Origin of the sequence: Vibrio cionasavignyae (genome assembly GCF_050337155.1) — a bacterium.
In the GTDB taxonomy this organism is placed as follows: Bacteria; Pseudomonadota; Gammaproteobacteria; order Enterobacterales; family Vibrionaceae; genus Vibrio; species Vibrio nomapromontoriensis.
Genome location: NZ_JAKJSR010000012.1, coordinates 348,254 through 360,387, shown reverse-complemented (window position 1 = coordinate 360,387; position 12,134 = coordinate 348,254). Strand labels below are relative to the sequence as shown.

The window sequence follows — 12,134 nt, the reverse complement described above, 5'->3', positions numbered from 1 at the left end:
AAGATCGAGCATTTTGTACACTTATTTGTCTTCCTTAAAGTGAACTTGTGTTTTGTCACACTTCGTTAATACTTAAGTATTACAAGGCTAATTTTGCGAGATAGGTAAAAGCAAATTTTCTGAAGAGTTATTAAAATATCTGCAAATTAATGCTCATATGGTCGATAACGAACATTTAATTGATGCAGTGGCCACGTATTAACTAAACGTGTAAACAACTTTTTTCGCCCTGCCTGCAATCACCTAGTACGGTGCGATATCGAGTTCTATTAAGTAGCTAATAGTCCAACCTAATCCCACAAAAACTAAGAACGAGAATGGTATGAACAAGCCTAAAAACGTCGTCGTCGCATTAGATCAAGGTACGACTAGTTCGCGTGCGATCATCTTCGACCGCGACGCCAACACGGTGTGCTCAGCACAAAGAGAGTTCACTCAAATCTATCCTCAGCCAGGCTGGGTCGAACATGATCCTATGGAGATATGGGCGACACAGCGCTCGTCATTGACCGAAGTGCTTGCTCAGGCAGATATCGCCAATGAAGATGTTGCCGCCATAGGCATTACTAACCAACGCGAAACCACCATTGTTTGGGACAAAGAATCCGGTCAACCCATTTATAATGCCATTGTTTGGCAATGTCGCCGCACAGCCAACTTTTGTGATCAGCTCAAGCAAGATGGCCACGATACCATCATTAACCAACGCACCGGACTGGTCGTTGATGCGTACTTTTCTGCCTCCAAAATTGCTTGGATACTCGACAACGTCGAAGGGGCTCGTGAACGAGCAGAAAAAGGCGAATTACTATTTGGCACTGTGGATACTTGGTTAGTGTGGAAACTCACTCACGGTAAATCTCATGTGACCGATGTCAGTAACGCTTCACGAACCATGCTGTTTAATATTCATACGTTGCAGTGGGATGACACACTTCTTGGCATTTTTAATATCCCTAGGTCGATGCTTCCCGAGGTCAAATCAAGCAGTGAGATATATGGCTACGCACATATTGGTGGAGGGACAGAAGACATTCCAATCAGTGGCATTGCCGGCGACCAGCAAGCTGCACTTTTTGGTCAACAGTGCTTTAAAAAAGGCATGGTAAAAAACACTTACGGTACTGGGTGCTTCCTATTAATGAACACAGGTACAACCCCCATGGCCTCTAAGCATGGGCTACTCACCACGATTGGCTACCAAGTTGGTGACAGCGTGACCTACGCGTTAGAGGGCAGCGTCTTTATGGGTGGAGCAACCATTCAATGGCTGCGCGACGAATTAGGCTTAATTCGTGATGCACAAGACACACAATATTTTGCAGAAAAGGTTGATGACACGAATGGCGTGTACTTAGTGCCTGCATTTGTTGGGCTAGGTGCCCCGTATTGGGACCCGCATGCCCGTGGTTCTTTAACGGGACTCACTCGAGGTACCAATCGCAACCACATCATTCGCGCTGCACTAGAATCTATTGCCTATCAAAGCCGCGATGTGCTTCTTGCGATGGAAGAAGACTCCGGCATCAAGCTGAGCCAAATCCGTGTCGATGGCGGTGCGGTTGCCAATGATTTCTTAATGCAGTTTCAAGCCGATATTATGGGCAGTAAAGTCGTTAGGCCCGTTGTACGTGAGTCCACCGCATTGGGCGCGGCGATGTTAGCAGGACTTGCTACAGGTTTTTGGCAAAGCCAAGATGAATTGGCTGATAAAAAAGAAATTGAGCGCGTCTTTCGCCCGGCAATTGATCGCCAGCAACGTGACGCTCTCTACCAAGGCTGGGAAGATGCTATCGGCCGAACCAAATCCTCATCCCGAAACGTTTAGCGATGCAGACAGGGCTTGACTAGAACCTAAATAAAACCGTTTTACTCAACCCAAAATAAAAAAAGCCTTGCTGCATTACACAGCAAGGCAACATCAGTACGGTGCCTAATCAGTACCATGTCTAAGTTGGATGCGCGACCGAGTTGAAAGTGGACCATCAACTGCTCACGTGGGTTATTACATCACATCCATCTTTGTCACTACAGCAGATAACTTGATCAATAGATGTCAAAGCTACTGCATTTAATGAGTAATTGTATCTAAATATAAAACGGCGACACCGTTAGTATTGAAATCACCGTTAGTATTGAAATATCGGCAAACAACTCACGTTTACTCGCATACGTACCAATCGACGTCACTTTGTTCCATAATATCAATGAGCTCTTGTGGCGGCTTTTCATCCGTGAAAAACGCATCAACCTGAGAAATGTGCCCCAAATTGACCATGGCTCCACGGTTAAATTTCGTGCTATCAGCTGCTAGTAAAGTTTGACCAGAACATTCCATAATAGCTTGGGCAATACGAACTTCCGAAAAATCAAAGTCGAGTAGACTCCCGTCTTCATGGATCCCAGAGATACCTAAGATGCCAAAGTCTAGACGAAACTGTTCAATGAACTCTTTCGCAGCTTCACCAATAATGCCACCATCTTTATTGCGGATCTGTCCACCAGCAACAATGACGGTGAAATCATCTTTTACTCGTAAAATGTTCGCGACATTGATGTTGTTTGTCACTACTTTGAGATCTTGATGATTCAGTAGCGCGATAGCGACTGCTTCTGTCGTTGTACCGATATCGATAAACAACGACGAGCCATTGGGAATTCGACGAACCAACGCGTTGGCAATACGTGTCTTTTCTTCCTGATAATGGACCTTTCTCGCAGAATAGGCTTCGTTTTCAGTACTTGAATGCAGTGATGCGCCGCCATGATGACGCGTTACTAATCCCTGTTTAGCTAAATCATTTAAGTCACGACGAATGGTCTGTGGGCTAACCCCAAATTCGTCAACAAACTCTTCGGTATTAACAAAACCGCTTTGTGTCAGCATCGCAAGAATTTCGCGATGGCGCTGCGTTTGCTTCAAAACGTCACTCCACTATTTCCATGAAATTCAATTATATACCCAAGTGACCTCAAGATGCAGAATTCATCACACCTTCGAAGAAATTGTTTGGGTACCGATACAAATTACTTTGATAACTCGAGGTAGACTGAAAATAGTGATTCATGCGTATGTGGATTCAAAGCACGAACCTCATCACAAGGTTCTACTAAATCGAGAATTTGGTAGGTTTTCATCGTTGCCGCCATGGCCGATTTTACACCATTATTAGAGTCTTCAAACGCTAAGCAAGTCTCTGGTGCAACACCTAGTCGTTGTGCCGCGAGTAAGTATATTTCCGGATGGGGTTTACCATGTGTCACTTCGCAACCCGTGGTGATATTACTAAAATAACCATCTAACCCTGCGAGCTTAAGCTTCACCTCAGCGACATCACGCTGCGTCGATGTCGCAACGGCCAAAGGAATGTTCTTCAACGTTAACCAATCAAGCAATGCAATGGCACCCTTTTTTACCGGAATCGCTTCATGAAGCACCACTGCATCATAGTTTTTACGCCACTCTTGATGGATCAATTCATAATCAATCACATCTTTGTAGCCCTCAGTAAGGCGAGTACGAATCGTTTTCGCATTACAGCCAATGATCGAAAGGTACAGCTCTTCAAAAAACGGTACTCCAAGCGTTCGGCAGGCTTCGCTAAATACCTTCTTACATACATTCTCAGTATCGAGTAACAAACCATCCATATCGAAGATTGCAGCTTTAAACATCATAAGGCTCACTTAACTAACAAAATTGCTAGCATTTTGCCTTAACTCTTTGATGATTACTACCGCAGGTCCTGTCAGCAATTTGCTACGGTATCGGGTTCAGCACTGCCTAGTATGTGCTAACTTTGACAGTATTGCTTGGCAATCTCTGCGCCTAATCTAGCATTATTGAGTACCAATTGAATATTTGAATCCAAACTGTTTCCACCAGTCAATTCACAGACGCGAGCTAATAAAAATGGCGTTGACTCTTTACCACATATACCTTGATCGTCCGCTTCCGCTAGCGCCTGTTCAATAACCGCGTTAATGTGTTCAACAGGCATTGCAAACTCATGGGGTATTGGATTAGCGACCACAACTCCCCCCGTTAACCCCATCACCCATTTCGCCTTTAAGGCGGCCGCGATTTGTTCTGCACTATCAAGACGATAATCCACGCTGTGCTCACTTTCTCGAGTATAAAAGGCTGGCAAACTGCTTGTCTGATAACCAATCACCGGAACGCCCTGTGTTTCAAGGTATTCACGAGTCAGTGCCAAATCTAATATTGATTTTGCTCCTGCACAAACTACGGCAACATCCGTATTGGCGAGCTCTTGAAGATCGGCTGAAATATCAAACGTTTCTTGAGCGCCTCGATGTACCCCACCAATACCGCCCGTCGCAAACACTTTAATGCCAGCCATTTCGGCAAGAATCATAGTAGCGGCGACTGTCGTTGCACCATCTTTTTTGCCCGCGACCATAAATGGAATATCACGACGACTTACTTTGGTCACCGCTGTACCCGCTTGGCCAAGGTGGGTAATTTCCGCCTCACTCAATCCTACTTTAAGTCGCCCTTCTATAATGGCAATGGTTGCTGGGGTCGCGCCTGAATTTCGGATTGTTTGTTCCACAAGTAATGCCGTTTCTACATTACGAGGATAAGGCATGCCATGAGAAATGATGGTCGACTCTAGTGCTACGACAGGTCGATTATTGGCTAACGCGTCGGCAACTTCCGGTAATATATCTAAATAGGTGTTTAACATGCTGCTTCCTCAATCAGGCGTGTTACCGCTCTTTCTGACATAATAGTATTGATGGTCGAATTGGACTGTAGTGCTAACCTCGCTGCACCTAACGCAAAGTTCACACTCTGTGTCCAATCCCAACCGGAAATAAATCCGTGTGTCACACCGGCCATTAGGGCATCCCCCGCTCCGGTCACATTATTCACTTCAACGTCTTGTGCTGGGATAAATTGACCAACACCCTCACAACTAGAAAACGCGCCTTGTCGTCCTAAGCTAATCAGTAATTGCTTTATCCCTTTGTCATGTAGCCGTTTAGCCAATTCAGGTAAATTATCTACATGGCTTAGCGTATAATCCGCCAAAAGCTCCGCTTCAGATAAGTTGGGCTTTAAGGTATGAATATGATGAAGGTAGGGCGTAAGTTTCGTTGCTTTCACGCTAGAAACAGGATCAACAAATATCGGTTTATCAGCGTGGGCATAGAACAGATAGTCCAAAGCACTTTCGCTTAGGTTAGCATCAAGGACAATCGCAGAGGCGCAATTAAGAATATTGGCTCGTTTAGCTAATAGTTCTCCGCTCAGGACATCAATTAATGACATATCATTGAGTGCCAGTTGTAGCTCTCCGGCGGGGTCATGGATCGATAGATAAGTACTGGTTGGCTTACCCGCAACTGTCAGCACATGCTCGATCCCAATACTCGCTTGTCGACATGCATCCTTTAATTGCTCACCCCACAAATCATCCCCAACGACACCAATAAATTCGACTTTGCTGCCTAAGCGGCTAAGGTTATCAGCGATATTTCTTGCCACCCCTCCGGCACTCGATGTCAGGGCACCTGGATTGGAGTCCCCCATAATAAGATCAGCGGTCGAACGACCACACAAATCCATATTTGCTCCACCTACAACCGCAACATATCGCTCCGGCGCGATGACGTATCCTTTGCCATGAATAAACCCTTTACGAGTTAAATTCATAATATGACCTGCGACCGCGCTGCGGCTAAGTCCCAGTTGCTGCGCCAAGGTTTGCTGGGCAATCATAGGGTCTTGCTTGATCAGTTCTAGAATCTGTTGCTCACGTTCCGTCATAAACATATGTCCGCATAGCCAAACATTTGTTTGTTACATTAGCGTCTAAAAAACAACCAAGCAAACGTTTTCGCTTTCAATATCATTAGCTTGATAGCGAGATCACAAGTAAAACATGCAACTTCCTGTTTATTGGTTTACATCATTGAGTGAGAAGTTGATCACTTGAATTCAATGCATAATGCTGACTACTATCTAAATAACCATATAAAAACTATTGATAAGAAACGTATGGATTATACTAATTGCATCTCAACAACAAACCGAGCATTAAGCTGTCGCAACGGCATCGATGAGTTATTTGAATCTCTCAAAATAAGCTACCCATTGCTGTCACGACTCTGCGTCACCGTGACCCATTCAGATTACTTAGAAAACTTTCACGTCATCGATTCTCAGCATACTGGCGATCGTTATGATGTGGTATCAATGGCTTCTTCTTCCTGCCTTTCTCTTATGCAAATCATTGAGAATGAAGAAATTCGTATTGTCTCTGACCTCGCTGAATTACCCAACAATGAGCGAGTCAGAAAGCTCCGCTCTCTTGGACACCAAAGCAGTCTCACTATCGGTATTAAGCTGAATCAAACGGAAGGGGCACTACTTTTTTTTAATTCCACGCAACCCGGCTATTTTGAAAACGGCGCCTTGCATTCGGATCTCTTGTTTGTCAAAGAAGTGATCTTTAGTCTGCTCTGCCATGATAAAAACAAACATCAGATGTTGCTCCAAGCATTAAAACTGGCGTTAAGCATTAGTCATAAACGTGACCCGGAAACAGCGGATCATTTACACCGAATGGGCCTATACAGCAAGCTCCTTGCTGAATTACTAGCGAAATCTCAGCCCATTAATCACCGGTTTATTCAATGGATTGAACTCTACGCACCATTTCATGATATTGGGAAATATCGCATTCCAGATGAAATCCTTTTTAGCACTAAACGTTTTACGGCCAAAGAAAGAAGCATCATGAATCAACATGTCCATTATGGCGTCGATATTATTGATGATGTGTTAACGACAATTGATGCTGTTCACTCCACCAGTGCCGAAATAGAATTTTTGAAAAATATTATCCTATGTCACCATGAACGTTATGATGGTCAAGGTTATCCATTAAATCTCGCCCATACCGCAATTCCGCTGGAAGCTCGTATTGTCAGCATCGCTGATGTCTTCGATGCGCTCTTGAGCAAAAGAGCCTATAAGCCTGCATGGCCTATTGAAAAGACGAAACAATATATCGCCATGCAAACGGGCAAAGCATTCGACCCTATGGTTGTCGACACTCTGGTTACTAACTTCGCACAATTTGAAGCCATTTATCGGCAACATCCCCCCAAAGAAATCAACACGGAGCAAGATGCTCCAGCCATACAAAAAACGCAAGAAGCCATCAAACCATCACTCTAATCAAGCAAATACCTTTCTAACCCAATAATAATATCTCTAACCCAATACAGTTAAGCTGAAACGACCACTTTCACTTCAGCTTAACTTTATTACCTCATGGCCATGCCGTGCTGGATTATCGCCATCTCAATTTACGCTTTGTAACAACTCTTTTTATGCCGCTCGCCAAAATTGAATTAGTCCATTTGACTTACACGTGTACGCTGATATTCTAGCTTACAAGCGTAAGCTTAAATGAAAAATCAACTCGGTCAGGAACTTATGAGCACGACAAATAAACCTCCAATTATATGGCTAAACGTCACCATCTTTCTGGGGACGTTCTTACTGGCAACTGTTGGCGTCACTTGGTACGGCATCGCCTACGGTTACACGGCACACCATTGGGTTTGGCTAGCGCTTAGCTTTATCTTCTGCGGTATGTCGATCACCGCTGGGTATCATCGCTTGTGGTCACACAAAACCTATAACGCCCACCCCGTTATGCGTTACATCTTTGCTATCGGTGGCGCTTTTGCCCTACAAAACAGTATCCTACACTGGTCCTCCGATCATCGTGTTCATCACAAGCACGTAGACAACAATGACAAAGACCCCTACTCCGCAAAGCGAGGGTTTTGGTATTCCCACATCGGCTGGATGTTAAGAGAGTATCAAGCGTCTCGATATACCGATTATAAGAACTGCCGAGATCTGCAAAAAGATCCTGTGGTCATGTGGCAACATAAATACTACGTCCCCTTAGCACTACTGATGAATGTAGGACTCCCTATCTTTCTCGGTTTACTTTACGGCGACCTACTCGGCTTTATGCTTGTGATTGGAGCCTTACGTTTAGTGCTAAGTCACCACACTACCTTTTTCATTAACTCGTTGGCACACGTTTGGGGATCACAGCCCTACACCACTAAAAATACCGCGAGAGACAATGGATTCCTTGCCTTTCTAACCTTTGGTGAAGGCTATCATAACTTTCATCATATCTTTGAACACGACTATCGAAACGGCATCCGTTGGTGGCAGTTTGATCCAACTAAATGGCTAATTAAGAGTTGCTCTTGGCTAGGGCTCACAAAAGACCTTAAACGTGTTTCCTCATACAAAATAGAGAAAGCACGATTAGCACGAACCTTGCAATTAGCAAAAATTAAAGCGGTCTCTTTACCAGACTCTGATCGTATCGTCGCGATGATTGAACAAGAGTTTCAGTTACTTGTATCTAAACTCAAAGAATACGACGACCTAAAAAAACAATGCATTAAAGACGCAAAGCATAATGTGAAACAGAAATATGAGCAGGCGCTCCTTTCGATTCAGTTAGAGCAACTTGAGCATCACATTAAGCTGAAAAAGCAGCAGTGGCAAAGCTTAGTCAATAACCCACAACAAGCCTTGCCCTAACTTCCAAAAACCCTTAAAGGCGCGCCTAAAACACTGGTCTCATCACCTCTTTTATGCGCGCAATTCTCGCTGCCACTCACATCATTTCGTCAAGTAATTTGACGCTCAGTGACCGCTGGTCGTTTGAGCATTTCACGTACACTATTAGCTCGACATCTCCCTCGAGTACAAATAATGAAACGATCATCTTTATGGCTAACAAGCCAAGCATCCATGGGCATTGTTCAATGGATTGGTGTGGCTATTATTATTGCTCCACTCATTTTGCAGCGCACATCCAGTGGCTTATTAGTCGGCCAAGTCATGTTAATTTTGGGCCTGACTGGCTTGGTGGCACCGCTGCTAGGCGCTATTGCCGACCGCTACTTAATTCATCGCCAACTACACCTGGGGGCGATGCTTTGTCACTGCCTCGCTTTATTTATTTTGTTATTTGTTAATCAGACGCATTGGCACTATTGGTTTGTCGCGTTATGTATTGGTTTAGGAAGTAACCTATTACTCATCCTTAATCCAACCTTTGCTATTCGCCTAAACCAAGAAGCAAAAGAAAAAGCCAATGCGTTACGGCTATTATTTCAATTTCAAATGGCAGGTGTGGTCATTGCTGGCATCACCATGGGGATTTTGCACCATTTCTCACTTTCGTCGACTGTGCAACTTGCCGCCCTACTGTCACTGGATATCGCCTGTCTCGCTATCAGCCTATTGCATCCTCCACAATCTATTCACTCAATGCAGTCTAATCATCCAACACAAGAGAGCGTTACTGTAAGCTCTACGCCAAAGACAAACTCTACGTTGCTTTGGTTTTGCTTTGTTTTGTGTGTTTTACTGTCAATGTTTGTAGGGTCAAATATGGTTGAGATGGGGCCTGTTATTATAGCGCAGGCTTTTGATGTCGAGCTGTCTCATTCTTCATTTGGCATGGCAGCTGCAGCGCTGATTACGTTAGTCGCGTTGGCACCGGCTGGAAGGTGGATGGAAAAACATGGCAGTCACATTCTTTGGCTAGGAACTGTGACGATAAATACCTTCGTGGGTGTCGGTATTTGGTTAATGTTCGGAAACGATGTTTTGGCTCTGTTTCCGTTATCGTTAATACTTATCTCAATCATTAATGGCGCATGGAATGATATCTCCATTGCGAGTTTCGCCGATGAAATTAGCCCTTTTGGACCAGCAACCAGCCAAGGTTATATGGCTGCCGCGGTTTCTATCGGGTTTTCAATAGGGACTTATATTGTCGGCCATCAACTGGATCATCAGGATATCCAAGGAGTCATGGTGTTCTTAGCTACCAGTGGTATTGGAGTCTTAGCCGTCGCGACAGTCGTTATATTGATGTATCACTACCGCAATATCCCTGCGCGGAACCAATCCAAAGTACCCAGGGCGTAGTGTTGTCTGCGTTGCTAAACCGCAGGTTAGCTAGCGATATTCGTACTGTTTCGGCCATCTTCTTTTGATTGATAAAGGGCTTTATCAGCTCGTTTCAACCACTCGACATGGTTACTATCATTGCCCGTTAACTCGGCAATCCCTAAGCTGATGGTGTACTTTAGTGCACCTTCCGCCGTCTCAATATCGAGCGATTCAATACGTTTTCTTAAGCGCTCAGCAAAGTAGTATGCTTGATCGGCAGTGGTATCGTTAAGCAACACAGCAAACTCCTCTCCACCGTATCTACCGCAAACATCACTACCTCTCGCAGCTTTGCTTAATTGACTCGCCGTTTCTTTAATCACTTCATCACCAAAAGAATGGCCAAAGTTGTCATTCACTCGTTTAAAGTAGTCAATATCGAACATGACTAATGTCGGCTGTCTGCCTTTTGTTTTGGCCTCATTAAACGCTTCAATTACACACGATTCCCAGTAAGCGCGATTAAATAACCCAGTTAACCCATCAACCCGCCCTAACTCTGTCAGCTTCTCATTAGAGCGCTTTAGATGCATCTGACTCTTGGCAATGTCTGACACATCCTGCAGCATGATAGCAAAATGAGTGATCTCTCCAGTTGGTGACTTTAAAGGGGTGATAACCATGTTCTGATACATGTTTAGCAACCCTTGAGAAATTGGGGAGAAGTTTTTAAATTCAAAAATAATCGGCCGATCTTTCCAATTAGAGAAACCACGAGTGCGCATTTTTTCGGTTGAACTGAGCTTAGTCTTGAGCCATTTCTCTGGAAGGTTTGGATAACATTCAAACAGGCTTCTGCCCATAATTTGATCCGCATTCACTCCACTGTAGTTTTGCATAAAACTGTTCCAAGCACAGACCTTATGCTCCTTATCCACCACAATTAACCCTGCGTCTAAAGTATCTATAAGCTGCATCGTCCAGTGAAAGTCGGACAACTCTAATGTCATCGTTTTCAATGTAATATCTCCATCTGCCTATGAATAATATCCACTGATTCTTGGTCAAACATAAACAATACGGAGCAATTTAAGTCCAACGTTTCTGCGTCATAGGTATATTCTGTGGTAAATATGTGCTCAGAGTCGCTCATCATTGAGTTTTGAGGCGCGAAATGGTCTATTCGCAATGGTTCTCGAAGTGAAAACTCTACGCCCAGCTGTTCTGACATTGAAACTAGAAATGAAGAAACCAGCACGTTTGATAGATTCACCACTAATTCATCACGAGTACACTCACCTTGATCAAACCCAAACCGCAAACCGACTTGGTTAATATCACTTCCGGTAATACAAATTAGCGCCTCACCATGCATGCCGCCACCAACAAATCGTTGCGCGACCGTATAGTTATCCTCACGGCTAAGATTGTCTTCTATCATCATGGTCACTTCACCAAAAGAAAGATCGCCAACAGTAGGAACGGGTAATTGAATAAACTCTTTTAATTGCTGAGCAATAACTGATGCCCCTTTACCTAACGCTATATTGGCGGTTTCACGAAACCGTTCAACACTCTGTTTAATGGTAAAAGCTTTCTTGGTAATCTCGGGAAGACGGAATTCTAATCCTAAATCATGAAATAGCGGCTCAGCAATTTCTTGCTTTAGTGGTTTTTCAATGAAAGCATAGGCACCGAGTTGAAAACAACGTTCCTGAGCTTTTTGCTGAATATCACCAGATATCACTACAATATTTGTGGATATAGATTCATGTTTCATCAGAGCCAGTACTTCGAAGCCATCCATTTTTGGCATAGTTAAATCCAAAAACATAAGGTCGATGTTACCTTCTCGAAGAATATCAAGAGCTTGATATCCATCTTCAGCAAAAATAATATGGCTGTTTTCTGGTGCTACAATGCTTCTCTCTAAGCTCTTTCGAGCAACGGAAGAATCGTCACAAATAAGTATCTGCATGAATCTATTCGCATTTTACATAACTGTCCCTAACTATATAAACAGAATTCTCATTAGGTAGCCAGAGAATTCATGAACTAAGATCACACTTCTCGCGCTTACTCACGCTTCTTGAAAATTCACACCTAATACCATCATGATTGATAAAATTAACAGCATTTTATAACATGCGATAAA

Annotated in this window: 10 protein-coding genes; 4 read left to right on the top strand and 6 right to left on the bottom strand. The window is 43.8% G+C overall.

What is annotated here, in order from left to right:
• Positions 1–322 precede the first annotated feature (322 nt).
• Positions 323–1,828 (top strand): glycerol kinase GlpK, encoded by a 1,506-nt coding sequence (gene glpK / locus L4D74_RS09495; RefSeq protein ID WP_428751884.1) that lies wholly within the window; start codon positions 323–325, stop codon positions 1,826–1,828.
• 333 nt (positions 1,829–2,161) lie between these two features.
• Here the strand turns inward: glpK and L4D74_RS09490 are convergent, their stop codons facing one another.
• The 4 genes from L4D74_RS09490 to L4D74_RS09475 all read right to left on the bottom strand — a co-directional run bounded on the left by L4D74_RS09490 (position 2,162) and on the right by L4D74_RS09475 (position 5,797).
• On the bottom strand, positions 2,162–2,923 hold the full coding sequence (locus L4D74_RS09490) for a DeoR/GlpR family transcriptional regulator (RefSeq protein ID WP_428751883.1): 762 nt from the start codon (positions 2,921–2,923) through the stop codon (positions 2,162–2,164).
• Between the two features lie 104 nt (positions 2,924–3,027).
• Positions 3,028–3,678 (bottom strand): HAD family hydrolase, encoded by a 651-nt coding sequence (locus tag L4D74_RS09485; RefSeq protein WP_428751882.1) that lies wholly within the window; start codon positions 3,676–3,678, stop codon positions 3,028–3,030.
• Between the two features lie 116 nt (positions 3,679–3,794).
• A complete protein-coding gene (locus L4D74_RS09480; protein ID WP_428751880.1) occupies positions 3,795–4,712 on the bottom strand; it encodes a pseudouridine-5'-phosphate glycosidase in 918 nt (305 codons plus the stop codon).
• Positions 4,706–5,797, bottom strand: a complete 1,092-nt coding sequence (locus tag L4D74_RS09475) for a PfkB family carbohydrate kinase (protein ID WP_428751879.1) — start codon at positions 5,795–5,797, stop codon at positions 4,706–4,708. The genes L4D74_RS09480 and L4D74_RS09475 overlap by 7 nt, the downstream gene beginning before the upstream one ends.
• Before the next feature lie 231 nt (positions 5,798–6,028).
• Here L4D74_RS09475 and L4D74_RS09470 point away from each other — a divergent pair, with 231 nt between their 5' ends.
• The 3 genes from L4D74_RS09470 to L4D74_RS09460 all read left to right on the top strand — a co-directional run bounded on the left by L4D74_RS09470 (position 6,029) and on the right by L4D74_RS09460 (position 10,015).
• Positions 6,029–7,213, top strand: a complete 1,185-nt coding sequence (locus L4D74_RS09470) for an HD-GYP domain-containing protein (RefSeq protein ID WP_428751878.1) — start codon at positions 6,029–6,031, stop codon at positions 7,211–7,213.
• A gap of 261 nt (positions 7,214–7,474) precedes the next feature.
• Entirely contained in the window at positions 7,475–8,614 is a 1,140-nt protein-coding gene (locus L4D74_RS09465) for an acyl-CoA desaturase (protein WP_428751877.1), read from the top strand.
• A gap of 174 nt (positions 8,615–8,788) precedes the next feature.
• Positions 8,789–10,015, top strand: coding sequence for an MFS transporter (locus L4D74_RS09460; RefSeq protein ID WP_428751876.1), 1,227 nt, complete (start codon positions 8,789–8,791; stop codon positions 10,013–10,015).
• A 26-nt stretch (positions 10,016–10,041) separates the two neighbouring features.
• Here L4D74_RS09460 and L4D74_RS09455 read toward each other — a convergent pair whose 3' ends face one another.
• Both L4D74_RS09455 and L4D74_RS09450 read right to left on the bottom strand, forming a co-directional pair.
• Positions 10,042–10,989, bottom strand: coding sequence for a GGDEF domain-containing protein (locus L4D74_RS09455; RefSeq protein ID WP_428751915.1), 948 nt, complete (start codon positions 10,987–10,989; stop codon positions 10,042–10,044).
• A gap of 5 nt (positions 10,990–10,994) precedes the next feature.
• The gene (locus L4D74_RS09450) at positions 10,995–11,957 is read right to left on the bottom strand and encodes a response regulator (RefSeq protein ID WP_428751875.1); all 963 of its coding nucleotides are present in this window, start codon (positions 11,955–11,957) and stop codon (positions 10,995–10,997) included.
• Positions 11,958–12,134 lie beyond the last annotated feature (177 nt).

Bases quoted from the DNA above. Each gene is read 5' to 3' on its own strand.
- L4D74_RS09480 (WP_428751880.1), bottom strand. From the start codon at position 4,712: ATGTTAAACACCTATTTAGATATATTACCGGAAGTTGCCGACGCGTTA.
- L4D74_RS09470 (WP_428751878.1), top strand. From the start codon at position 6,029: ATGGATTATACTAATTGCATCTCAACAACAAACCGAGCATTAAGCTGT.
- L4D74_RS09485 (WP_428751882.1), bottom strand. From the start codon at position 3,678: ATGATGTTTAAAGCTGCAATCTTCGATATGGATGGTTTGTTACTCGAT.
- L4D74_RS09455 (WP_428751915.1), bottom strand. From the start codon at position 10,989: ATGACATTAGAGTTGTCCGACTTTCACTGGACGATGCAGCTTATAGAT.
- L4D74_RS09450 (WP_428751875.1), bottom strand. From the start codon at position 11,957: ATGCAGATACTTATTTGTGACGATTCTTCCGTTGCTCGAAAGAGCTTA.
- glpK (WP_428751884.1), top strand. From the start codon at position 323: ATGAACAAGCCTAAAAACGTCGTCGTCGCATTAGATCAAGGTACGACT.
- L4D74_RS09475 (WP_428751879.1), bottom strand. From the start codon at position 5,797: ATGACGGAACGTGAGCAACAGATTCTAGAACTGATCAAGCAAGACCCT.
- L4D74_RS09460 (WP_428751876.1), top strand. From the start codon at position 8,789: ATGAAACGATCATCTTTATGGCTAACAAGCCAAGCATCCATGGGCATT.
- L4D74_RS09465 (WP_428751877.1), top strand. From the start codon at position 7,475: ATGAGCACGACAAATAAACCTCCAATTATATGGCTAAACGTCACCATC.